The sequence below is a fragment of the Pleionea sp. CnH1-48 genome (assembly GCF_024124665.1).
Taxonomy (GTDB): Bacteria; Pseudomonadota; Gammaproteobacteria; order Enterobacterales; family Kangiellaceae; genus JAMXSB01.
The window spans coordinates 169,505-192,128 of sequence record NZ_JAMXSB010000014.1 but is presented as its reverse complement, the minus strand read 5'-3'; the positions used below and the strand labels follow the sequence as shown (position 1 = coordinate 192,128).

The window sequence follows — 22,624 nt, the reverse complement described above, 5'->3', positions numbered from 1 at the left end:
ACCCAGCACTCCGGTTATGGCAGTATTGAGCGTCAAGACACAGAATTGACGTTTGATGATCATACTTCCATTGGCAGTGATGACGGCTATCAAGAAATTTTAGACGATGAGCGAACGCCGTTACTGAATACCCAGCACTCCGGTTATGGCAGTATTGAGCGTCAAGACACAGAATTGACGTTTGATGATCATACTTCCATTGGCAGTGATGACGGCTATCAAGAAATTTTAGACGATGAGCGAACGCCGTTACTGAGTACCCAGCACTCCGGTTATGGCAGTATTGAGCGTCAAGACACAGAATTGACGTTTGATGATCACACCTCAATCGGAAGTAATGATGGTTATCAAGAGCTACTTGACGATGAGTTAGATATCCATGACTTTAAACCTCATGTAAGCAATGATGACGAAAGAGAGCTAGCCGAATTCCTTTCAAACAAAGGCTAGTTAAGAAGGGTTGTTTGGGGATTACCTCAGCAACCCAAAACTCACAAAGAGATAAAAATCACTTAAAATTATCGATATTTGGGTCGAAATATGCAGAAAATATGGAAAAGTCGGCAAATATTGCCAGTTGGCTAAAATTAAACCAACTAAAGATTCCATTAGCTAAATCGATCCATTAAAATCCGCTTTCGCTTGAATCAAGCCAATCGTTTGTTATCAGTTGGGAGCTGCAATGGGATTAAGGTTACGAATTAATCTGGTATTGTCATTTACTTTTATTCTGGGGCTGGTCGCTTCTGGCGTCTTTTTGCACCAACTTCTGCATGAAAATGCAAAGAATGGCATTATCCGTGATGCAGAGCTGATGATGGCATCAGCAAAAGCAATCCGCGGCTACACCGTTGATCAAGTGCGTCCTCACTTGCAACGTATTAATAACAATGAGTTTTTACCTCAAAGTGTACCGGCTTTTGCCGCAGCAGAGACGTTTCAGCGCATTAAAGAAAGCTACAACGGTTACACCTATAAAGAAGCCACGCTAAATCCAACCAACCCAAGAAACAAAGCAACAGATTGGGAAGCGGATCTCATTGGCGAATTTATTAATGACCAAAGCATTGATGAAACCATTACCATCAAAGACACCGACCACGGCCAGTTTCTTTATATCGCACGTCCTATAAAAATCGAAAATACCGCTTGTTTAAGCTGTCATAGCACGCCAGCAATGGCTCCTAAGAGCATGATCGAAAAGTACGGTCTTGATAATGGCTTTGGCTGGACACTGGATGAAATCGTTGGGGCACAGATGATTTCTATTCCTATGGACATTCCTATTCAAGAAGCCCAAGATGCTTTCAACATGTTTATGCTGATGATCTCGGGGATTTTCATATTCTTGTTTGTTGTCTTAAACATTATGTTGGAAAAACTGATTATTAGACCTATTACTCAAATTTCATTTGAGGCCAATGAGATCAGCACCAACAGTGTGACTCTTCCAGAAGAAGGCGAAGAAGCCAATAAGGACGAAATCGAAGAGCTGATTGTTTCGTTTAACCGTATGCGCCAAAGTTTAAGTTCTTCCATCAGAATTTTAGAGTAACTTTATCGAGCCACGGCAGCTGGTCGTGGCTCATTGCTCTCCCCTACTTTCTCAAACCTATTCATTCAATAATCTTTTTTAAAGAGTGCTCTTCTACTAACTCTTCTGTTTGTTCAAACACCGACTTAGCTTTCATTCATACCCACAAGTTGAGATAACCTGACATTTATTCCCGGTTTCGTCCCCAGTTTAAGTAGGAAAGAAGGTTTTTCTCGGTTTATGATTTGCTCTATTCAACCCACGAATAACAACAACAAAAAATGGAATGCAACATGTACGTTGGCCAGGCAGACTGGCCTTTTTTTAATATCGCTAAATCATGTTTTATCATTAACTAAGGCTTTATAATAAGCCTCCACATTTGATCGCTATGAGCACAAGCCATCTTTCATTTACTACTGCACTTCTTAGTCCCCCTGATTGTCGCCAAGCTATTTTTTGGTGAGCATTGGCAACGGGCTTTCTTACTCATGATGTTAACGATGATCATCGATATTGATCATCTACTGGCTGATCCTATTTATGATCCCACTCGGTGCAGTATTGGATTTCACCCTTTACATACCCCGCCCGCCATGGTCGTCTATGCCATACTTTGCGGTTTTCGCAAAACTCGCGCCCTTGGCGTAGGGCTTGTTATACATATGCTTCTTGATTCTATGGATTGTTTTGTAAATACCGGTGCCTGGTATACCTTGAGCTAATTCAACATCATTCAATTTTCGCGACACCAGCAATGAAAATCCAACTGCTCAGTGATTTACATCTAGAGTTTGCCCCCTTTGAATATCAACCAACCGATGCTGATGTGGTTGTGTTGGCTGGCGATATTCACACCAAACATCGAGCCATTGATTGGATAAAGACTCATATAAAAAACAAGCCAGTGATTTATGTGTTGGGCAATCACGAATACTACAAATCGGCCTACCCGAAATTGCTCAAAGATTTAAAACAACATTATGCCCCCCCAAACGTGTTTATCCTCGAACAGGATTTTGTCAGTATTGATGTATACAATTTTTTGGGGTGTACTTTATGGACCGATTTTGAGTTGTTTGGCGATGCTAAAGTAGCTGGTTATCACTGCCAGCAAGTCATGAATGATTATAGAAAAATACGACGCTCGCCCAGTTTTTCTAGACTGCGCTCAGTCGACACGGCGATTTTTCATTTTCATTCTCGCAAATGGTTAGAAGAAACTCTGCTTAAACATCAGGGAGAAACCAACATTGTGGTCACTCATCATGCGCCTTCGATTCTTTCCGTTGCAGAACATTATCGAAGCGAGTTGACCACAGCTGCCTATGCTTCTGACTTAAGTGCCCTAGTAGAGCACTATCAACCATCTCTTTGGTTACATGGGCATTTACACAACAGTTCAAAATACGTTATAGATGGTTGCCGGATTGTCTGTAACCCCAAAGGCTACTACAACCAAGAAAACCCTGATTTTGACCCAGAATTTTGTATAAATGTATAAAAAGCCATAAAAAAACAACTAAACAAAGGCAGCTCTTTTGCCTCAGAAAAAACCAACTAACTAACTTATTGAAAAATAAAAATATTCAAACAACAAAACTCTTAATAAAAATTGGTTACTATATACTATAGTTAATACAAAACCATCAATGGAGGCCCGAGCAACGTGGAGTTTGATACAATTTTTAATGCCATAATATTTCTTGCGGCGGCCGTTATAGCTGTTCCTTTGTTTAAGGTTGCTCGTTTGGGCGCCATATTAGGTTACCTGGTGGCGGGAGTCGTGATAGGCCCTTTTGGGCTGGAGTTTATCGATCAAGCAGAAGAAGTGCTCCACTTTGCTGAACTCGGCGTTGTTTTGCTGCTTTTTGTGATAGGGCTGGAACTCAACCCAGAGAAACTCTGGCAAATGCGTAACCTGATTGCAGGATTAGGTGCCGGCCAGCTTGCCGTGACGGCCGTTACCGTATTTGGCATTGTCTTATTAATTTTTAATCAGCCAACCAACATTGCAGTGGTTATTGGCCTGGCTCTGGCTTTGTCATCCACAGCCTTTGCTATTCAACTAATGTCTGAGCGAGACTTATTGGGCTCCGGTATCGGTCAGCGTGGCTTTGCTATTTTGTTAATGCAGGATCTTGCGGTTATCCCCATTTTGTTAACTGTTCAAAGCATGTCGCAGCAACAGCAGGATGCCAGTCACCTCACCTGGTGGATGGCTGCTCTCAGCATCATTGGCGTATTGATTGCTGGCCGTTATCTACTAAATCCACTACTGCGCTTAATCGCTCGTTACGGCAGCAGCGAGATTATGACCGCCGCTACCTTGCTGATTGTATTAGGCATCGCGTTGACGATGGAAGAAGTGGGCTTTTCGATGGGGCTAGGAGCTTTCACAGCAGGAATTCTGCTGGCGAACTCCAGCTTCAGACACCAGCTAGAAGCAGAGATTGAGCCTTTTAAAGGCTTGTTACTGGGTTTGTTCTTTATTTCTATCGGAATGAATCTAAACCTGCCGCTGTTGTTAGAAAAGCCACTATTGCTGATTGCTGCAGCTTTATGTCTGATCGCATTAAAGACTGCTATCATCGCCGCATTGTTGAAATTCTCAGGCGCATTACGTAAAGACAGCATTCGCATTGCTTTGATGTTAGCTCAAGGGGGTGAATTTGCCTTTGTGATCATGACACAGGCTCTGGATCTGAAAATTGTTGATGCCAACATCGCTGCCCATGTTTCTTTGATCGTCGGTTTATCGATGGCATTTACAGCGCCGATATTGATGTTGTTCGAGTTGTTGCCAGACAAATCTTCTGGCTCCAAAAAAGAGTACGACTCAACGTCAAACATTGATGAGCCCGAGGTTATCATTGCAGGCTTCGGGCGATTTGGGCAAATAGCTGGGCGTATCTTATCAGCCAACGACATTCCCTTTACTGCACTCGATAAGGACGCAGCGCATATTGAATTTGTAAAACGCTTTGGTAATAAAGTGTTTTATGGCGACGCTGCACGATTGGATCTACTCAGAGCTGCAGGAATAGAGCACGCGCGGCTGGTATTGGTTGCCGTGAATGATCCCAGTGATGCAGAAAAGATTGTGACGACAATTAACGAACACTACCCCGATGTTCAACTGGTCGTTCGAGCAAGAGACAGAAACAGCGTACTCAAATTACGCGCGTTGGGTGCCGACTGCATCGTACGAGAAACCTTTGCCAGCGGCTTATCGGCGGCTCGACATGTATTGACCGGAATAGGTTATAGCAACGAGCGGGCAGAATACAAAGTCAATGTCTTTAAGCATCACGATCAAGGGCTGCTCGACCAACAGGTCGCTCACTCTGATGATATGGATAAACTGGTAGAGATTGCCAAAGAAGGTCGTAAAGAACTATCACAGCTCTTCGAAAAAGATAAAGAGTTGTAATTCCAAAAAACAGCCCCCATCTCTGAATTGGAACATAGATTAAGAGATGGAGGCTGCCTGATGAAAAAGTGGGCACTGTTTCGTTTAGATGATAACGCCAACGAAATAGAGATGTTTCAGTTCGAACATAAAGAAGACGCCGACAACGCTCAGCAAGATTATGAAGCTCGCGGCCATAAACAAGTGTATTTTGTTAAACCCATACTGTCTGGTTCAGGGTTAACGGGTTTAAGTCACATCACCCTGTCTACCCAACAGCTCGATCACTCTTTTCAATTTTATACTCAACAGTTAGGCTTCACACCCAGGGCACGCTGGGATCAAGGCGCCTATCTGGTTCTTGGCGATCTCTGGCTATGCCTAAGTCTTGATGAACACCGACAGAGCAATCAAAAAGAATACACCCATATTGCCTTTTCCATTGATAGGAATCATTTTGACGCTTTAGCAAAACAGCTTATCGATGCAGACATTCCTCAATGGAAGCAAAACTCTAGCGAAGGCCAGTCACTTTATATTTTGGATCCCGACGAACATAAATTAGAAATCCATGTAGGTGATCTCGACAGTCGACTTGCCGCAATAGCCAAGAAACCTTATCAGGGTTTGGAGTTATTTTAGTCATAATGATCACAACAGATTAAGTGGCCTCTGCTGTGATCATCGAGAAACTCATTAGCTATCAAAAGAAAAACTCATCAAAGAACAACTCTGAGTCAATCCCAGGCTACGCTTTATCGTTGGAAACACTTTAGCACTGGCTACGCAGAGTCCCAGTTCTAGCCGTTGTCCTTTATCAAATTGATCATCGATACGTTGTTTTAAGTCAGGATCTAGTATCTTATTTTCACTGATTGCTTGAGCGTAGTAAAAAACATCTCTAAGAATAGAAGGCAGCTCACTGCCTCCTCCCACGGCCATCTGAATAATTTGAGCATCAACTCCTGCTTCTGCAGCCATGTTTATATTGAGCTGCAAACAAGCGCCACAATCTTCTGATAGTACGCCAGCCAATCTTGCCACCCAGAATACCTCGGGCGATAATTTCTCTCGAAGTCGAGCCATAGGCAAAAAACCAGCAAAGACTTCGTATGCGTCAATAGAAGAAGCCAGAAGCTCCTTCATATAAGTAGTGTCGTATTTATAGTGTGATTCAAACTGCTCGATTTCAGTAAGATAGTCATTGGTATTCATCGTCATTTCCTACAATATTTAATTAACCGATACTGTATTGACGATAGAGCAAAGTTGATTGTGACATACCTAAAAAAATATCAACAAATAACCTTTGCATGTCACAAATGGAATGTTTAAATCGTTCTCAGTAAGAATGAAAAAGCAGTACAGAGAACAATCATGCACACGCAAACTGACTTGATTCATATCTTTGAAGCAATGCGCCCAACATTGATGGGCCTGGCCTATCGCATACTCGGCTCAGTGAGTGATGCCGAAGATGCCGTACAAGATACTTATTTGAAGCTTATAAAGAGCGACACACAGGGTATTAATAATCCCAAAGCCTGGCTGTCTACTGTCTGCACGCGTCGATGCCTGGACATGTTGCGCTCAGCAAACAAAACAAGAGTCAACTATGTAGGAGCGTGGTTACCCGAGCCCATTCAGCAGGTTCAAGACGATGACCATAGTCATGAGCTCGCTGCCTCTCTTACGACGGATTTTTTGCTATTGCTGGAACGACTGACGCCCAAAGAGCGTGCCGCCTTTCTTTTGCATGAACTCCTTGAGCAAAGCTATTCTGATATTGCAAAAACGCTCACGGTAAGCGAAGTCGCCTGTCGAAAATTAGTCTCTCGAGCCAAAACTCATATTGGTCGCGAACATGTTCGCCAACAACTATCAACTCAGCAACAGGAAACACTCCTATCCAGTTTTGAGCAAGCGCTTCGTACGGGAGATACCACACATTTTGCCAAGCTGCTCACCGAAGATGTCACCTTAACGGCTGATGGCGGTGGTGTGGTACCAGCGCTGTTAGAATCTCTGGAAGGAAAAGAAAAAGTCTTACGCTTTATTGGTAAAAAGTTGCAACGTTACTGGCTAAACTACAGCTGGAATCTGGCTGACTTCAATCAATCACGGGCTGTTGTCGTTAAAGACGGCGACCAGATCATTGCCATTATGACGCTGGCCCATAACGCTAAAAACCAGATTTCACAAATTTTTATTCAACGTAATCCGAATAAGATGAAACATTTGCTTAATGCAAAAGAATAACGACAATGGGAGCTTTTAACTAAGCTCCCTAAAGGGTAAGTCGAATATTAATCCACTAACACCAAATTAACTCGGCGGTTTTGCTTGCCCTTTTTTTCTATTTTTTTGATCAACACCTGACCCACTTCGCTGGTGTTGCGAACATGAGTGCCACCACAGGGCTGCAAATCGACTTCAGGAATGTTCACCAAACGAACCTTTCCTGCTCCCATCGGTGGTTTTACCGACATGGTTCTTACCAGCTCCATATTAGCCTGTAATTCTTCGTCGCTGATCCAGGAGAATTCCAATGGTCGATTTTGTTGAACTAAGGCATTGATCTGTTCAGTCAACTCAGCCTTGTCTGGGGATTCAGGCATATCAAAATCCAGACGACCTTTTTCTTTGCTGATACTTCCACCAGTTACTGGAAACTTAAGTAATGCGCCGAGCAAATGCAAACAGGTATGAGTACGCATATAGCGATAACGCAAATCCCAATCGATAACGGCTTTAACGGTATCGCCCACGGCTAGAGTGTCTGGAACGGTCGATGCAATATGGCGAATACTGTTTGCATTCTCTTTGCATTTACGCGTATCAACAATATCAATAGACTCTCCCGAAGACGTTAAAAGGCACCCCATATCACCGGGCTGGCCACCGCCGAGAGGGTAAAAAATCGTTTGATCCAGTTCAATGCCTTGGTCTGAAATACTAATAACTTTTGCCTCACACTCTTTGAGATAGGCATCTTCCTGAAATAGCTTTATCGTCATCAATCATTCTCCTGGTCCGTAGAATCTTTAACAAACTAAAAGGACTGTCGTTAGAATTCAAGTTATTCATTCTGGGAGTATTCGAAAAAATTTTCCGATTAAGGTAACCTCACCATCACTCACAACAACACCGACCAAGCAATGAACCAAGAAGAAACCAACAAAGTCACCACTATCTATCTGGTTAGACATGGACAAACCGAATGGAATACGCAACGCAAACTGCAAGGATGTGGAGATAGCCCGCTCACTCAAAAGGGCGAACAACAGATCGAGGACATTGCTAAAAGTCTTACAAGTTTAGGTATACAAAAAATCTACAGTAGTCAGCTTGGTCGAGCCGTTAGCAGTAGTAAGATTTGCCAACGATGGCTTGAGTGTGAGCATCAGCAAGTGACTGCTTTAGAAGAGAGAGATTTCGGCGACTGGCAAGGTCAACTGATGGATGATTTACAGCAAGATCCTTTATTCCAACAAGTATTCGAACGCGTCAATGAGCTTAGTCCACCCAATGGAGAGTCAGGAACACATTGCGCCAACCGAATACACCAGGCCCTGTTAGACATTGCGAGCCAACATCTTGCGCAAAAGATTCTGGTAGTCACCCATGGCGAAGCGATGCGCTGCCTGCTAAGCCTATTTTCTGTTTATGAAGAAAAGAACGCTTTCGACAGCGTCAAAAATGGCCATTTGCTCACTTTACGGTTATCAAGCGGTCAATTAGCACTAGCAGAGTAATACACTCAAACCCATACACCCTTCTGGATCACACTAATACACTCCGGTGTATTAGTGTCTGCCTATCTCTTCATCTGCAACTAATAGTCAATAATATCAATATCTTAAGAGTGTCTGCGTATGCAGCGATCAAAAAACAGCCATAAAATACTTGCCTTAGTGTATAACTGTATTATAGTATTAATACACCAGATATTTCGAGGAAACGACAATGAACGATTTTTTATCTATCAGAGTCACTACAAGCTACAGGAAGCATCAACGACAACTTCGCAGTCTCTATACAAGAGGGTGTCTTACTATTGCTGCCATCCTGGTTCTACCAGAACTGGCGATACAAGATGCTCCGGTTTTAGAGCAGCCAGCCAGTATTGCAATTAATGTAGTTCAATGGGCAGCAACGAACTTACTCGGTTGGTAGGACATCTTAATGACAGATTCAGATCTAATTAACATGGAAATCTCCCCTTCTTCGGGGGTTCCAATCTACCGACAAATCATGGAACAAGTGCGCCAGGTGATAGCCAGTAATCATTTATCACCGGGAGAAAATCTCCCCTCAGTTAGGCACCTTGCTAGCCAGCTGGAAGTCAATCCAATGACGATTTCAAAGGCTTACAGCCTACTAGAAGCTGAAGGACTTTTAGAAAGACAAAGAGGTAAAGGTATGGTGGTATCAACAGCCCAAAATCAAATGTTAGATGTGAATCAACGATTGGAATTATTAAAGCCCAGTCTGGAAAAACTCATCAATGACTCTCGTCAGTTAGATATCCCATTAGACAAAATTTTTGAGTTGCTTAAGCAGTTGATTAAGGAAGCCAAATGAACACAGTTGTAAAAACACAAGGGTTAGTTAAAAGCTTTGGTAATAAACAAGTACTGCAAGAATTGGACTTTGCTGTCAATGAAGGATCGGTTATAGGCATTCTAGGCAACAATGGTGCAGGCAAGACGACGCTGTTAAAAACATTAATGGGACAATATAACGCTAACTTAGGCACTTCCCTTATCTTTAATGAAGATAGCAATAATCTAAGCATCGAATGTAAAGATAAAATTGGTTACGTGTCTCAAGAAGCCGATCTACTGCCCTGGATGACAGCTCATCAAATTATTAGCTATACAAAATCCTTTTACACCCAATGGGATGATGAGCTAACCAACCGATTACTCAACGACTGGAAGATCAACAGCAAGGAAGTCATCGAAGATATGTCGGTCGGTCAAAAGCAAAAACTCTCAATCATACTAGCCCTGGCGCACAAACCAGAGCTGCTTATTTTGGATGAGCCGGTAGCCAGCCTCGATCCATTAGCACGACGAGAGTTTATCAAAGAACTCATTGATATCAATTTGGATTTTAATAACACCATTATTTTTTCTACTCATATCACATCGGACTTAGAACGTGTTGCAGCAGAAATTATGATACTTAAAGAGGGGAAGAATTATTTTCAGGGCGATATCGACACCTTAAAAGAGAACATTGCCCGCATACATATTCAATGTAACGATCAAGTGCCCGAAACTCTGCCGCTTGCCAAAGTACTCAAAGAGCAACGTAGCGGTAAACAGATTAAAGTGACTGTTGAAAACCTCACTGAGTTGAATATTTCAGAGCTTGAACAAAGCCTTAATGCCAGCCTTCGTATCGAGCAGATGAGTCTAGAAGATATTTTTGTGGAGTGCCACCAATGAGTCCTGAGCGTACATTATTCAGAGCCATAGTACGTCATTCTAAATGGCAGCTTTCGGTATCTTTTGTGCTAGAAGTCTTTTTTATGGCTTTTGTATTTTTTATGGTCTATCTAGTCAGTGACCAACAAGAAGCATCTAATCGAGCAAGGCATGTTATTCCTGATCTTATGTTAATGGTCATGGCGATTACGGCCCCGGGAATTATTTCTCATACCATCAAGTTTTTTTTACTACAGCCGTACAACGATAGCTTGCCGAACTTTAGAAACTTACTTATTAAGTCTACGACACTCATTATTGGTATTGCGTTAGTGCCGATTTTCGCAGTCGCTTATATTGCTGAGGGTACCTTCCTGGTTAGTTCGCTCTTTGCACTGGCACTATTTCTTGCAACCTTTGGCATTAATTTTTTGAAGAAAAGATATCGACTTATCCTTTCTTTAATGGTTCTTTCTCTAGCCGTCTTTTGGTTAATACCAGCCAAAAACGCAACCGACTTTTCTTACTTTGGTATTAACGATCTCTTTGTTTCCTTTATATTGGTGCTTATCATAGTTTTGTCTCTGGCTCTTAATACTTACATTCTTAGCAAGAAGCCAATGCATCTACTATGTAAAGGTAAAGAAAAAGCACCAAGAAATTTTCAGGAAGAGTTTTTTAGCTATTACCATTCTCGTTGGTTTAAGTCCGCTTTTGACTGGATTAATCGCATTCGCTATAACTTGGAAAGTAAGAAGATCGCAAAACGACACTTAGTTAGCAAGCTAAACGCGGCTTTGCCGAGTGTCGGATTGAGCGGAGATAACCTTTATCGCTGGCTCCTCGTTGTTCCACTCATTCTTTTGGCGGCCACAGGCAATCTTGAGCCAGCTATCAGAGGGTTTGTAGATGGGTTTACTCAAGGCGAGACTGACAAAATGATTTTTCGCCTCGAGGATCTGGTTGCTATTGTTCTTATTGCCAGCTTCTCATTGAGCAGCACAGACTCACTATGCCATATAGAGAAGCGAGCAGGATTTTTTTCATACCTGCCCATCGCTCAAGGAAAATCTAACTTTGCTCGACTTATGATTAGACTGGCACACTTTCGAGTACTTAAAGAGATGATGCACTCTATTCTGAGTTTAGGACTTGTGCTTGCAATCACTCAGCCCAGCCTTTCGTTTTCTATTATGGTTTTAGGTTCAACGGTGTTTATTAAAACCATTGATCTTGTTGTATCCTATAACATATTTTTATTTCAGCCGAAAAAGCTGGCTAATGTCATCATCAACACTTTATCTCGAGTACTGTCAGTAATTTTAGTCGTGGCGATTATATACTCTGGCATGAGCTTGTCGTTTATTGCCGCAGCTCTGGTAGCCATAACCGCAGTATTGATCAGCTTTATCACGACACGTCATTACATTAACAATGGATTAGAGATAGTCTAATGGCAATCATCGTTATCATTATTATCTTCATACTGTTAGCCGTTGGTTTTTAAATAGGAAACAGCTGGTCAGCAATATCTTGCCAGCTGTTTCGTTTGCCTTTTACTCCCGCATAATCCATTACATAATTTAAATTACTGGCGGGTCTTATTAGCATATAAGCTAAGCACTTTTTCTGAAACTCATCATTAATAGTATTCAGATTGTAACCGTAGCCTTGAATAACCGCCTCGATTCTTTTTCTCTGTCCTTGCCCTAAAAACAGTATTGGTGTAAGCAATTCCAGTAAAGGATCACAACCAATAATTGCATCACCAAAATCAAGAACGCCAGATAAGCGCCAACCACTATTCTGCTGTTGCACCATCAGGTTATCCTGATGTAGGTCCATGTGGATCAGGCAAGGTGCCTGAGTGTCATAAAAGCCTTTGTGCGCAGACAAGTACTCCTGACAAGTTTCCAATAAAGGAGTAGCCAGTTGGTTACGTTTATGCCTGGCGTAGGACTCAGCGATCAGTTTCTTTAAGTAAAGATGCCAATCGACCGCAATCGGATTGTTTGTCTCTACCTGTAGCTGATGGATCTGCCTGGCCAGCGCTCCAACTTGATAAGACAAACTTTGCTTATCAACTTCTGCGAGTTCATCCCACACATCTCCCAAACTCGCGCCTTCTAAGCGACTGATAACCAAATAGACCCAGCCATCCATTTCACCATAAGCTAATAGGTCTGGTGTATTTAATTCAGCGCTCGATAACAACAAAGGCTGTTGTGCCGCCAGTTGCAGGCCCACTACTTCTGCATCCGCTTGATAGCGCCAATGATGAGGAACCAATTTCACGATGAGGTCAGGACCACAGGCGAAAAGTGCATTACCGCCTTTGCTGATCCGATGAATGGAATCAAATTTTAATTCGTGCTTCTGTTTGATAAACTCCAATGCGGGCAGCCAACTGTCTAACCCAGGTTTATCTAAAAAAGAACACACCTGTTCATAGGAATATTCTTTTGGTAACAACATGAATACGACTATCCTTTATTATTAGAACGATGTTTAAAGCAATCCGTTACGTGATCATCTACCAGTCCCGCAGCTTGCATAAACGCATAACATATCGTCGAACCAACAAATGTAAATCCTAATTTTTTTAACGCTTTGCTCATAGCATCCGATTGCTCAGTGGTTGCAACAGCTTCATCTAACGATCCAAGGTGATTGACGATGGTTTTACCATCAACAAACGACCAGATGAAATCACTGAACATGCCTTTCTCTGGAAAGTGTTCAAGATAGGCCAGAGCGTTTTTTCGAAAGCCAAACACTTTAAGCTTGTTACGAATAATACCAGGATCTTGCAATAACTCATTAAGTTCATCGTCGGTCATTGCAGCCATTTTTTTGATATTAAAACGATGAAAAACTTTGCGATAGTGAGCACGCTTTTTTAATACAGTGATCCAACTTAATCCAGCCTGAGCGCCTTCCAGCAAGAGCATTTCAAATAACTCTCGATCATTGTAAACGGGCACACCCCATTCTTCATCATGATATTTAACGTAGAGAGGGTCATCACCGCACCAACTACATCTAACAATTGTCATTATTTTTTACCTTTTGCAAAAAGTCCTGCAGTCGTTTGCCAGGTTCAGAGTTAAAACGCTGCGCTAACTGCTCGAAGTTAATTATTCTATCCAATCGAAAACTTCTAAAATCATCCCGCAGATCGCACCAGGCTACCAGTGTCCAGGTCTGCCCCCAAAATACCAATCCCAAAGGAGAAATCACTCTTTGACTCTGCTTTTTTTCAGCATCCCGGTAGTCTATTTTTACTTTACGCCGATGACGAATAGCATGTCTTAGTGTTGCCATCGGACGCCGCAATTCCTCTGGAACATGAAAGTCAGGCGCAAGCACATAAAGCTCAGCAATATGATTTTTTAATGAGGGTGGCAAAATCTTTTCGATCTTGTTTAATACTTTATCAGCATGGTCACTTAAGTCAGTGTCCATCCATGCCTTGGCCATTTGCAGTCCACTGACCAAAGCTTCTACCTCGCCCGCATTAAACATAAGTGGAGCTAAATCATAATGGCGAAGCAGATACCCAACCCCCGCTTCGCCTTCAATATCCACTCCAGATGCTTGCAGATCTTGAATGTCTCGATAAATCGTTCGCACGCTTACTTCAAGTCGCTGAGACAGATACGCAGCAGTCGTTAACTGACGATCACGTAAAATCTCAACAATCTGGAATAATCGATCGGCTCTTCTCATAAAATATCAACTGGCCTCCTGCCAGTGACTTTCATCATGACACCAATCACTCAAGTGATTAAGTTGCTGGCGACTTAAAATCTGTCGATAAGATTGAAACTCCTTGTGATCACCGGAACTTCCAACTCCAGTCAGCATACGTTGCGCTTGTAATAACTTTGCTCTCGATTGCCAGGTAACAATATCAATATAATGATTCGACTTATCAATATCGGCCAGCGTTTCAAACGCCAGACAACCGCTCATTTGAGTTACCAAAAAACGCATTCTGGGTAAAAGCTCCGAGCAAAAACCCTCCTCTAAACCAGGCGCTACTCGATAATGGATCACTTCCCGGACGATAGATTCTGTCATTGCCCTACTCCAGCAATGGTAAATGCTGGATTTTCAATAAGACCAACATGATTACCATCAGGATCAAGGATAGAGGCTACTTTGACTCCGCCACCCACATCCTGCAAAGGCTCTCCAATCTTTGCGCCACGTCCTTGATACAGCTCTAAACTGGCTTCCAGATTATCAACGCGCCAATAGCTGAGTACGGGATGATGCCGTGATGGGTTGTCGTTGCTTTCATCAAGTAACAGCCCCAGCTCAAACCCACCGACGTTGTAGCCAACATAAAAAGGTTCGTCAAAATAAGGAGTTATCTCGAATATTTGAGCAAGCCATTGTTTTGTTCGCGATAAATCAGAGACGTTATAGATAGTGGTTGCGAGTTGCTGAATCATAAATTTTCTCCAGATGGGTGTCGGTTTATGAGTAGTATACTGACACCCTACTGACAGCATTATGTCAGTAGTCTGGCATTATCGCCAACCCTTCAGGCAAGTTAAAAATTAATGATTTCAAAGATAGGATCAGGGAAGTGGACACTTCCCTGATTGGGTATGAAGACTACTTTCTAGAGCGATAATCACTTAACTGCATCGAAAAGTTAACACTTCTCAACCCCATGTCATGGCCCCATTTGATAGCAGAATCCAGATTTTTAAAACAACGTTGCTCTTTGCGCTTGGTATAAACCTGACGAATAACCGCACCGTCGTTATAGTGGATAAAGCCTTTATAAGCTTTGTTTTCAATTGAAAACTTCAGCGTAAAATCAACAATAACGCCAGCTTCCAACAACATTTCGATTTCCTTTTGATTAATAGGAAGACACTCTTGCGTATTCACACAATCACCTCAATTTCATTTAACAATATTGATCCCTTCTGATCGATAACAATCAGTTTCCTTAAAGCTTGTTTTACCCACTTAATCCCTAGTGAAGTAAAAATTCCTTTGCTCAGCTATCCAACCATCCTTGTTGAGTTCGAACGTCTACAAACCAACCCATAAAACCGATCTTCTTGTTCTAATTTTATCAGTGTGGTTTTAGTACTCATCCGCCCCTAAATAGTAGGAACAAGTAATTTATAAAGTTTATCTTTTCAAATAACAAGCCAAATAAGTGGATTCTCTTGATATTATCCGTAGCCGTTTTCTTTCGCTATCCTTCATCAACTCATAAGCCGACAAAGCCATCAAAAGCGCAACTCCATGCCAAACAGTCCATCTACTTTATAAAAATATCCAAACCATAAACCTATCTTTCTGCCCCCCAAAAGTACCTCATTGGTAGCAGGAACCGAAAGACCCGACAATTTTAAGAATTGAGTTCATTTTGGTCAATGGTAAACATTAACAACTCACCTTTAATGTTCTATATTGCTCTCTTATCATGCTCAAAAAATAGACTATTTCACTTCATTTCATCCATTGGCTCTCTAATATCCTCTCCTCTGCTGCAACGGTATTACTTGCTTCACAATTTACCCCATAGGAACCCCCGCCAAGCCCTGATATAATCGCCACTTTGCCACAATCAGTGCTGTCAAATTAACAGGAGAACCACGTTGGCTGGAATATCAAGCGCGCCCCAGACTTTTCAAGGTCTAATCATGGCGCTTCAGGAGTATTGGTCCAATCAGGGGTGTGTCATCGTTCAACCTCTGGATCTTGAAGTCGGTGCCGGCACCTTTCACCCCGCCACCTTTCTACGAGCAATTGGCCCTGAACCATGGAATTCAGCTTATGTGCAGCCTTGCCGTCGTCCTACCGATGGTCGCTATGGCGACAATCCGAATCGCCTGCAGCACTATTATCAGTACCAGGTTGTATTAAAACCTTCTCCTAAAAACATTCAAGAGCTCTACCTTGGTTCTTTGAAAACGCTAGGCATTGATCCTCTTGAGCATGATATTCGCTTTGTCGAAGATAACTGGGAGTCACCCACTCTGGGAGCCTGGGGATTAGGCTGGGAAGTCTGGCTTAACGGTATGGAAGTTACTCAATTTACCTACTTTCAACAGGTAGGTGGTTTGGAGTGTCGTCCTGTAACGGGTGAAATAACCTACGGTCTTGAGCGCATCGCTATGTATCTGCAAGGCGTCGACAACCTATTTGATCTGGTCTGGACCGAAGGTCCTCAAGGTAAAGTCACCTATCGTGATGTTTTCCATCAGAACGAAGTAGAAATGTCGGCTTATAACTTTGAACATGCCGATACAGACTACTTATTTGGTTTCTTTGACTATTGCGAAAAAGAGAGCCAGTCATTAATTGAGAAAGGCCTGCCATTACCTGCCTACGAAATGGTCTTGAAAGCATCTCACGCGTTTAATCTGTTAGATGCACGACACGCCATTTCTGTGACTGAGCGTCAGCGCTATATTTTACGAGTCAGAGCTTTATCCAGAGCGGTAGCCGAAGCTTACTACCATTCGCGAGAAGCATTAGGTTTTCCAATTTGCCAGCAGCAGGAGGCAAAATGAAGCAAGTTGAAGATTTTTTGGTAGAGTTAGGAACAGAAGAACTCCCACCCAAAGCACTGACCAAACTGGCACAGGCATTCCATGATAATTTGATTGCCAGCTTACGTGACAACGAGCTGAGCTTTACTGACAGTGAGTGGTTTGCAACGCCCAGACGGTTAGCCGTTCGTGTGTTGGATCTACAGACTCAACAAGAAGACAAAGTGGTTGAGCGATTAGGGCCAGCTGTCGCTGCCGCGTTTGACGACAATGGCCAACCTAGACCTGCTGCTACGGGATTTGCTAAATCTTGTGGTGTTGATGTATCTGAACTAGAAAAGCTCGATACGCCTAAAGGTCAGAGACTGGGTTACAAGGCAAAAGTAGAGGGAGAATCAGCTAGCAAAATTTTACCCGAAGCCGTTAAGTTTGCCCTATCTCGTCTGCCTATCCCAAAAGCCATGCGCTGGGGCAACAGTGATGCTGAGTTCATCCGTCCTCCTCACTGGCTGGTTATGTTGCTGGGCGATCAGATCGTCAACGCCGAACTATTAGAGTTGAAATCAGGCAACCAATCTTTTGGGCATCGTTTTCATGCCCCAGAAGCCATCACCATTCCTACACCTTCTGATTATGAAGCCTTAATGTTGGAAGCAAAGGTCAACCCATGTTTTGAGGCTCGTAAAGCCAAAATCCGCATTCAGGTTGAAGAACTCGCTCAATCCGTTAAGGGTACAGCTGTTATCGAAGAAGACTTATTAGAAGAAGTCGCTTCTCTTGTTGAGTGGCCGGTAGCACTGATGGGTAAGTTTGACGATGTCTTTTTACAAGTTCCAGCAGAAGCCTTGATAGCCACTATGGCTGCGGATCAAAAGTACTTCCACCTGGAAGACGAGCAAGGCAACTTGTTGCCTCACTTTATTACCGTCTCCAACATAGAAAGCAGCAACCCAACCAGCGTGATCGCCGGAAATGAAAAAGTGATTCGCCCACGTTTGGCCGATGCAAAGTTTTTCTACGATCAAGATCGCAAGCACTCACTATCCTCATATACTGAGAAATTAAAAGGTATTGTCTTCCAGAATAAACTAGGCTCCCTATTTGATAAAACACAGAGAGTCAAGGCTGTTGCCGAGTGGATCGCGAGCCAACAAGGTTCAGACACGACTCATGCAGCACGAGCAGCTGAGTTAAGTAAGTGCGACCTACTCTCCAAGATGGTGTACGAATTCCCAGAGCTTCAGGGCATTATGGGTCGTTACTATGCAGCGCAAGATGGTGAGCATGCTGACGTAGCACAGGCTATGGACGAAATTTACATGCCTCGATTTGCTGGCGACAAGCTCCCAGAAACAACCACAGGTACAGCCGTTGCTTTGGCGGATCGAATGGATACCTTAGTGGGTATTTTTGGCATTGGTCAGGCACCTACTGGTGCCAAAGATCCTTTTGCTCTACGTCGTGCAGCACTCGGTGTATTGCGTTTGTTGGTCGAAAAACACATTGCCATCGATCTTGCTGAATTGATTGAGGTTACCATGAGTCAGATGGGCGCTATCGATTTAGTGGCAGACACTCAATCACAACTGCTCGAGTTCTTTGCTGCACGAAGCCAGGCATGGTATGCGGATAATCAAATCAGCGCGCAGGTGATTCAGTCGGTTGCCGCTCTGAGCTTATCCACTCCACTCGACATCGATCGCCGTATTCACGCTGTGAATACATTTAACGCGATGGAAGAGTCAGAAGTATTAGCCGGCGCTAACAAACGAGTCAGTAATATTCTGGCTAAGAGTGATGTGGCAGTAGAAACGCTGAAGGTGGATCCGAGTTTCTTTAGCGAAGACGAAGAGAAAGCCCTGTTCGACAAATTAAACAACATTGATGATGTGGTAAAAGGCCATCTTAACAATGCCGATTACGAAGGTGCTTTAGTGCAATTAGCTTCGCTAAAAAACTCTGTTGATAACTTCTTTGTTAAGGTAATGGTCAATGTTGAGTGCGAAAAAACCCGTAATAATCGCCTGGCACTATTGAATCAACTTCGACAGCAGTTCATCGCTATCGCCGACATCTCGCTATTGCAAAAATAACTCACCAGCCGGAGTAGCCTGCTACTCCGGCGAGCTGACGCTTAATTATGAACGAACACACTCCTCTCATTATTCTCGACCGAGACGGCGTCATTAATCTGGATTCTGACGCCTATATCAAATCACCTGACGAATGGATTGCTATCGACAGCAGCCTCAAAGCCATTGCTCGGCTTAATCAGGCAGGTTACAAAATTGGAATTGCTACCAATCAGTCAGGCATTGGCCGAGGCTATTTTGATCACGCCACACTGGCCATGATGCACAAAAAGATGGAGCAGGCTCTGGCTCAACACGGTGCTCATATCGATGCATTAGAGTACTGTCCAGATCACCCAGATCAAGCCACTCATAGACGCAAACCTGCGCCTGGAATGGCCGCATCTCTGTTGCAGCAATTTGCCGCCGATCCGGCTCAAACCTGGTTTGTCGGTGACTCCAAAAGTGATTTGGACTGCGCACTCAACGCTGGATGCAAGCCCGCTCTGGTACTGACAGGCAAAGGCGAGCGAACACAGGCCAAACTCAGCCCAGACTCGAACATCCCGGTGTTTAAAGACCTGGCCGCCTTTGTAGACTGGCTATTAGAAATAAGACAGTGAAAAGCCCACTACTTTAAGCTATTGTTTCCTTATAAGGTTATTTACCAAGAAATACTGGATGAGCTTAATCTTCGAGTGTCTACATGGACAATAAGGCTGTCGGTCGTTTTTCACTGCAAGCATTAACCTGGCTTCGGGATAGACAATTACCCGCTATACCCGTCGCCTATTCTGTTGCTTATGAATACAAAAAGCAGCAGCTCGAAATGTTGGTTGAACGAATCGATTACCTCGAAAGTAAGTACCAACTAGACGAAGATGCTATTAACCTTCTTTTCAAAGAGTTCATCCTCGCCGAATATATTGATGTTGATCGATTTAATCGCTCAGTCACTGGCATCGTTGATAGCACTCACTCAGCCATCAACGAAACCCATTCTCACCTAAAAGCATTTCAAACCTTTCTGATAGAAGCCAAACTGAAAATTCACGAGCTAGACACTGACGCAGCGGTCGATCTGGTGCTCAAACTCATGGAGCGCTCCGAAAACGTTGTCACTTCTCTCACGACTCTTGAAGATCAGCTAAGCGAAACCATGGCCGATGTCCGTGTTTTGCAAAAGAAATTCACGCTACTTGAGCGACAAGCCAACCATGATCAGCTAACAGGATTACTCAATCGTAGCGCATTACAACTGAAGTTTAAGTCACTGTTAGAAAAAGAAGAAAACTACCCATTAACCATGGTAGTGACCGACATCGATCACTTTAAGAACTTTAATGATCAATATGGTCATTCTATTGGCGATAAAGTCATCAAACTGGTTGCCAATACTTTAACTACCCATCTTAAAGGAACCGATGTCGTCAGCCGTTACGGAGGAGAAGAATACGTTGTTATTCTTCCCTCAACTCGAGATACAGATGCGTTAAAACTGATGGATAATATTCGCCAGAAAATTGCGCAGCTTAACTTTATCAACAAATCCACCAACAAACCTATCTCCGGTATTACTATGTCATTTGGCCTATCTGAGTTTAAAGTGCAGGACAACTTTCATAGCCTGTTTGATCGTTCAGACAAAGCCCTTTATCGGGCTAAACAGAATGGTCGAAATCAAGTCAAGCTGGAGAAATAATCACTCGCTGTTATAGATTAATAATGCTGTGATAGTTCTTGTTGGATAACCGCTTAGCCTTCGAAATGCAGTAGCGAACTTTGGCACGCAAGCGGCTATCAGGGGTCCACTCATAATCAACTTGCTCACGGTCATAAAATGCATGAGCTATCTCTCGATGACTTTTTCCTTCCTGATATAATTTTAGATAATTCAGGTACTCAATGTATTTGCTGCTATAGGTGGAACGCGCCGTTGATTTGCCTAACAAAACCCGATTAGCCAGATTAACCAGCGAAATCGATTTAGTGGCATTGGCACTCATCGGAAAACTCAAACCGATAGGCTTTTGTATATCAAATGACTGAGGCCGATGAATAAGCAGCTGAACAAATTCAAATCCATTGTCTATATTGATGCATAATTTTCCATTAATGAGCAAAATGCCCGAAATCTTCCCGTCGACCTTTGTTAGATCAAACTCGCAATTGTCTGCGCTATTGCCTTCATAAGAATGTAAGCATCGACCAGAGCGCTCTCCATCCCAAAACAGGTGATCAACACAGGTATCCGCTGGATCTTTGTAGGCCAGGATCCCCCACTGTTCCGCTTTTAGATCTTCTTCCGTTTGTTGAATAACAGGAAATGGAAATTCCGACACAATTGAGCGCTTAGCACACCCATTATCTTCCCAATCCTTTTGGTAGCCTTCATTCCTTCTTAAAAACTCCCACGCTGTGGTCGCTTTACTCTCTGCCAATGACATCATCACACTTCTCCTTCTACTAATGAATCATAAGCTTGTTGCCTTCGTACTTCAGGTGTTACTTCGAAGACGATATGAGAGGTAAATATTAGGGAATAGAAAGAAAAGTCCGTTAGTAAAATCACGCCAGATTTGTGAAATATCCTGCCAAAAAGCGTATTTTGCTTAAAAAGTAGCAAGAAATGGCTATAAATAACCCATTTTTCTTAGTTTGGCTTAATAAAAAACAATCAGCGTCCCTATCGCTCAAACCCAAAATGCCAGAGTTTTTATATGGACAAACCCTTTAATTAAGAGCCATTAATGAGATAATCAAAGTGGCTGGAACCTGATCAGGCCAGAGAAAATTTGTTTCTGCCGCTATTTTTAGAGTGGTAAAGTGCGCTGTCTGCAATTCTGATTAGCTCATCAAGATGACCACCTTCCTGGTTAGTGGCAATCCCAACGCTCACTGTTATATTAATGGGACTCAACTCGGCATCAATGCAAAAAGCATCTAATTCCTGACGAAAATTTTTAACCCAATAAACGGCATTATCCTGAGCCGTATTGGGCATCAATACAACAAACTCTTCGCCACCAAAACGTGCCAGAATATCGGACTTTCTGGCGCTGGACGATAAGAGATCACTGAACTCAACCAGAACTTTATCGCCAATGGGATGACCAAAGGTATCGTTGATCTTCTTGAAGTGATCGATATCGATCATGACTAATGAGATAGGTTGTTGGTAACGCTGACTAAATTGCAGAGACTTATTTGCCAACTCAAAAAACACTCGGCGATTATACAGTCCAGTTAATGGATCCTTATCTGCCAAGTCTCTGAGTTTTTCTTCTAAACGCTTGTGGTTGGTAATGTCTCTGGATACCGCAATGATCACCTGCTCACCGGAGTAAACTCCCGGATTAATAATCACCTCTTTTGGGTAAACATGACCGTTGGCGGTTTGTGTCCAAAACTCAAATCGCTGGGCTTCCCCCTCCAGGCATTTTTGCCAATGCAGCTTTATTTTGTCTAAATCATTGAGGCCAGGTGCCGCAAAGTCTGCTGGTGTTTTGCCAATGTAATGTTCAGGTGAGTAGCCATACATTTTTTCTACCGCTTTATTAACGGCAATAAAATGTCCATCCAGATCATGAATGTAAATGCAATCTTCGATCAACTGAAAAAGACAGTGGAAACTCTCTGCCATA

Annotated in this window: 26 protein-coding genes; 16 read left to right on the top strand and 10 right to left on the bottom strand. The window is 42.9% G+C overall.

Annotated elements, in window-relative coordinates:
- The 6 genes from NH399_RS20565 to NH399_RS20540 form a co-directional block, all read left to right on the top strand.
- Positions 1–450 (top strand): hypothetical protein (locus tag NH399_RS20565; protein WP_253043071.1); only part of this gene is annotated, 450 nt, incomplete at its 5' end.
- 232 nt (positions 451–682) lie between these two features.
- Entirely contained in the window at positions 683–1,555 is an 873-nt protein-coding gene (locus NH399_RS20560; protein WP_253043070.1) for a DUF3365 domain-containing protein, read from the top strand.
- 383 nt (positions 1,556–1,938) lie between these two features.
- A complete protein-coding gene (locus tag NH399_RS20555; protein WP_371876109.1) occupies positions 1,939–2,259 on the top strand; it encodes a DUF6122 family protein in 321 nt (106 codons plus the stop codon).
- A 32-nt stretch (positions 2,260–2,291) separates the two neighbouring features.
- Positions 2,292–3,038, top strand: a complete 747-nt coding sequence (locus tag NH399_RS20550) for a metallophosphoesterase (protein ID WP_253043069.1) — start codon at positions 2,292–2,294, stop codon at positions 3,036–3,038.
- Positions 3,039–3,203: 165 nt separating this feature from the next.
- Positions 3,204–4,967: a monovalent cation:proton antiporter-2 (CPA2) family protein gene (locus NH399_RS26025; protein WP_253043068.1), complete on the top strand. Its 1,764-nt coding sequence runs from the start codon at positions 3,204–3,206 to the stop codon at positions 4,965–4,967.
- A 204-nt stretch (positions 4,968–5,171) separates the two neighbouring features.
- On the top strand, positions 5,172–5,588 hold the full coding sequence (locus NH399_RS20540; RefSeq protein ID WP_253043079.1) for a VOC family protein: 417 nt from the start codon (positions 5,172–5,174) through the stop codon (positions 5,586–5,588).
- A gap of 54 nt (positions 5,589–5,642) precedes the next feature.
- Here the strand turns inward: NH399_RS20540 and NH399_RS20535 are convergent, their stop codons facing one another.
- Positions 5,643–6,161: a hypothetical protein gene (locus NH399_RS20535; protein WP_253043067.1), complete on the bottom strand. Its 519-nt coding sequence runs from the start codon at positions 6,159–6,161 to the stop codon at positions 5,643–5,645.
- Between the two features lie 162 nt (positions 6,162–6,323).
- Between NH399_RS20535 and sigJ the strand changes: the two genes are divergently transcribed.
- Entirely contained in the window at positions 6,324–7,205 is an 882-nt protein-coding gene (sigJ, locus tag NH399_RS20530) for an RNA polymerase sigma factor SigJ (RefSeq protein ID WP_253043066.1), read from the top strand.
- A gap of 47 nt (positions 7,206–7,252) precedes the next feature.
- Here the strand turns inward: sigJ and NH399_RS20525 are convergent, their stop codons facing one another.
- On the bottom strand, positions 7,253–7,963 hold the full coding sequence (locus NH399_RS20525) for an alanyl-tRNA editing protein (protein WP_253043065.1): 711 nt from the start codon (positions 7,961–7,963) through the stop codon (positions 7,253–7,255).
- Positions 7,964–8,104: 141 nt separating this feature from the next.
- Between NH399_RS20525 and NH399_RS20520 the strand changes: the two genes are divergently transcribed.
- The 5 genes from NH399_RS20520 (at position 8,105) to NH399_RS20500 (ending at position 11,835) form a co-directional block, all read left to right on the top strand.
- The gene (locus NH399_RS20520; RefSeq protein ID WP_253043064.1) at positions 8,105–8,701 is read left to right on the top strand and encodes a histidine phosphatase family protein; all 597 of its coding nucleotides are present in this window, start codon (positions 8,105–8,107) and stop codon (positions 8,699–8,701) included.
- 211 nt (positions 8,702–8,912) lie between these two features.
- Positions 8,913–9,122, top strand: a complete 210-nt coding sequence (locus tag NH399_RS20515) for a hypothetical protein (RefSeq protein ID WP_253043063.1) — start codon at positions 8,913–8,915, stop codon at positions 9,120–9,122.
- A 9-nt stretch (positions 9,123–9,131) separates the two neighbouring features.
- Positions 9,132–9,530 carry a GntR family transcriptional regulator gene (locus NH399_RS20510; protein WP_253043062.1) on the top strand — a complete coding sequence of 133 codons (399 nt, stop codon included), beginning with the start codon at positions 9,132–9,134 and terminating at the stop codon, positions 9,528–9,530.
- Positions 9,527–10,402 (top strand): ABC transporter ATP-binding protein, encoded by an 876-nt coding sequence (locus NH399_RS20505; RefSeq protein WP_253043061.1) that lies wholly within the window; start codon positions 9,527–9,529, stop codon positions 10,400–10,402. Before NH399_RS20510 ends, NH399_RS20505 begins: the two co-directional genes overlap by 4 nt.
- Positions 10,399–11,835: a hypothetical protein gene (locus NH399_RS20500; protein WP_253043060.1), complete on the top strand. Its 1,437-nt coding sequence runs from the start codon at positions 10,399–10,401 to the stop codon at positions 11,833–11,835. Before NH399_RS20505 ends, NH399_RS20500 begins: the two co-directional genes overlap by 4 nt.
- Before the next feature lie 49 nt (positions 11,836–11,884).
- Here the strand turns inward: NH399_RS20500 and NH399_RS20495 are convergent, their stop codons facing one another.
- From NH399_RS20495 to NH399_RS20470, 6 genes are all read right to left on the bottom strand, one after another.
- A complete protein-coding gene (locus NH399_RS20495) occupies positions 11,885–12,856 on the bottom strand; it encodes a phosphotransferase family protein (protein WP_253043059.1) in 972 nt (323 codons plus the stop codon).
- Between the two features lie 8 nt (positions 12,857–12,864).
- A complete protein-coding gene (locus NH399_RS20490; protein WP_253043058.1) occupies positions 12,865–13,437 on the bottom strand; it encodes a DNA-3-methyladenine glycosylase I in 573 nt (190 codons plus the stop codon).
- Positions 13,424–14,110 (bottom strand): YafY family protein, encoded by a 687-nt coding sequence (locus NH399_RS20485; RefSeq protein ID WP_253043057.1) that lies wholly within the window; start codon positions 14,108–14,110, stop codon positions 13,424–13,426. Before NH399_RS20485 ends, NH399_RS20490 begins: the two co-directional genes overlap by 14 nt.
- Positions 14,111–14,116: 6 nt before the next feature.
- Positions 14,117–14,464 carry an antibiotic biosynthesis monooxygenase gene (locus tag NH399_RS20480; protein WP_253043056.1) on the bottom strand — a complete coding sequence of 116 codons (348 nt, stop codon included), beginning with the start codon at positions 14,462–14,464 and terminating at the stop codon, positions 14,117–14,119.
- Positions 14,461–14,841 carry a VOC family protein gene (locus NH399_RS20475; protein WP_253043055.1) on the bottom strand — a complete coding sequence of 127 codons (381 nt, stop codon included), beginning with the start codon at positions 14,839–14,841 and terminating at the stop codon, positions 14,461–14,463. The genes NH399_RS20480 and NH399_RS20475 overlap by 4 nt, the downstream gene beginning before the upstream one ends.
- A 166-nt stretch (positions 14,842–15,007) precedes the next feature.
- Positions 15,008–15,289 (bottom strand): hypothetical protein, encoded by a 282-nt coding sequence (locus NH399_RS20470; protein ID WP_253043054.1) that lies wholly within the window; start codon positions 15,287–15,289, stop codon positions 15,008–15,010.
- A 722-nt stretch (positions 15,290–16,011) separates the two neighbouring features.
- Between NH399_RS20470 and glyQ the strand changes: the two genes are divergently transcribed.
- The 4 genes from glyQ to NH399_RS20450 all read left to right on the top strand — a co-directional run bounded on the left by glyQ (position 16,012) and on the right by NH399_RS20450 (position 20,682).
- Positions 16,012–16,929, top strand: a complete 918-nt coding sequence (glyQ, locus tag NH399_RS20465; protein WP_256489717.1) for a glycine--tRNA ligase subunit alpha — start codon at positions 16,012–16,014, stop codon at positions 16,927–16,929.
- Entirely contained in the window at positions 16,926–19,001 is a 2,076-nt protein-coding gene (gene glyS, locus NH399_RS20460; RefSeq protein WP_253043053.1) for a glycine--tRNA ligase subunit beta, read from the top strand. Before glyQ ends, glyS begins: the two co-directional genes overlap by 4 nt.
- A gap of 47 nt (positions 19,002–19,048) precedes the next feature.
- A complete protein-coding gene (gmhB, locus tag NH399_RS20455; protein WP_253043052.1) occupies positions 19,049–19,603 on the top strand; it encodes a D-glycero-beta-D-manno-heptose 1,7-bisphosphate 7-phosphatase in 555 nt (184 codons plus the stop codon).
- Positions 19,604–19,686: 83 nt separating this feature from the next.
- On the top strand, positions 19,687–20,682 hold the full coding sequence (locus tag NH399_RS20450; RefSeq protein WP_253043051.1) for a GGDEF domain-containing protein: 996 nt from the start codon (positions 19,687–19,689) through the stop codon (positions 20,680–20,682).
- A gap of 10 nt (positions 20,683–20,692) precedes the next feature.
- On the opposite strand, the gene NH399_RS20445 is transcribed toward NH399_RS20450, so the two are convergent.
- The gene (locus NH399_RS20445; RefSeq protein ID WP_253043050.1) at positions 20,693–21,430 is read right to left on the bottom strand and encodes a DNA -binding domain-containing protein; all 738 of its coding nucleotides are present in this window, start codon (positions 21,428–21,430) and stop codon (positions 20,693–20,695) included.
- 329 nt (positions 21,431–21,759) lie between these two features.
- On the bottom strand, positions 21,760–22,623 hold the full coding sequence (locus tag NH399_RS20440) for a GGDEF domain-containing protein (RefSeq protein WP_253043049.1): 864 nt from the start codon (positions 22,621–22,623) through the stop codon (positions 21,760–21,762).
- Between the last annotated feature and the right edge of the window lies 1 nt (position 22,624).

Bases quoted from the DNA above. Each gene is read 5' to 3' on its own strand.
- NH399_RS20485 (WP_253043057.1), bottom strand. From the start codon at position 14,110: ATGAGAAGAGCCGATCGATTATTCCAGATTGTTGAGATTTTACGTGAT.
- NH399_RS20500 (WP_253043060.1), top strand. From the start codon at position 10,399: ATGAGTCCTGAGCGTACATTATTCAGAGCCATAGTACGTCATTCTAAA.
- NH399_RS20535 (WP_253043067.1), bottom strand. From the start codon at position 6,161: ATGAATACCAATGACTATCTTACTGAAATCGAGCAGTTTGAATCACAC.
- NH399_RS20475 (WP_253043055.1), bottom strand. From the start codon at position 14,841: ATGATTCAGCAACTCGCAACCACTATCTATAACGTCTCTGATTTATCG.
- NH399_RS20560 (WP_253043070.1), top strand. From the start codon at position 683: ATGGGATTAAGGTTACGAATTAATCTGGTATTGTCATTTACTTTTATT.
- gmhB (WP_253043052.1), top strand. From the start codon at position 19,049: ATGAACGAACACACTCCTCTCATTATTCTCGACCGAGACGGCGTCATT.
- glyS (WP_253043053.1), top strand. From the start codon at position 16,926: ATGAAGCAAGTTGAAGATTTTTTGGTAGAGTTAGGAACAGAAGAACTC.
- NH399_RS20480 (WP_253043056.1), bottom strand. From the start codon at position 14,464: ATGACAGAATCTATCGTCCGGGAAGTGATCCATTATCGAGTAGCGCCT.
- NH399_RS20520 (WP_253043064.1), top strand. From the start codon at position 8,105: ATGAACCAAGAAGAAACCAACAAAGTCACCACTATCTATCTGGTTAGA.
- NH399_RS20510 (WP_253043062.1), top strand. From the start codon at position 9,132: ATGACAGATTCAGATCTAATTAACATGGAAATCTCCCCTTCTTCGGGG.
- NH399_RS20505 (WP_253043061.1), top strand. From the start codon at position 9,527: ATGAACACAGTTGTAAAAACACAAGGGTTAGTTAAAAGCTTTGGTAAT.
- NH399_RS20490 (WP_253043058.1), bottom strand. From the start codon at position 13,437: ATGACAATTGTTAGATGTAGTTGGTGCGGTGATGACCCTCTCTACGTT.
- NH399_RS20495 (WP_253043059.1), bottom strand. From the start codon at position 12,856: ATGTTGTTACCAAAAGAATATTCCTATGAACAGGTGTGTTCTTTTTTA.
- NH399_RS20525 (WP_253043065.1), bottom strand. From the start codon at position 7,963: ATGACGATAAAGCTATTTCAGGAAGATGCCTATCTCAAAGAGTGTGAG.
- sigJ (WP_253043066.1), top strand. From the start codon at position 6,324: ATGCACACGCAAACTGACTTGATTCATATCTTTGAAGCAATGCGCCCA.
- NH399_RS20515 (WP_253043063.1), top strand. From the start codon at position 8,913: ATGAACGATTTTTTATCTATCAGAGTCACTACAAGCTACAGGAAGCAT.
- NH399_RS20450 (WP_253043051.1), top strand. From the start codon at position 19,687: ATGGACAATAAGGCTGTCGGTCGTTTTTCACTGCAAGCATTAACCTGG.
- NH399_RS20440 (WP_253043049.1), bottom strand. From the start codon at position 22,623: ATGGCAGAGAGTTTCCACTGTCTTTTTCAGTTGATCGAAGATTGCATT.
- NH399_RS20550 (WP_253043069.1), top strand. From the start codon at position 2,292: ATGAAAATCCAACTGCTCAGTGATTTACATCTAGAGTTTGCCCCCTTT.
- NH399_RS20445 (WP_253043050.1), bottom strand. From the start codon at position 21,430: ATGATGTCATTGGCAGAGAGTAAAGCGACCACAGCGTGGGAGTTTTTA.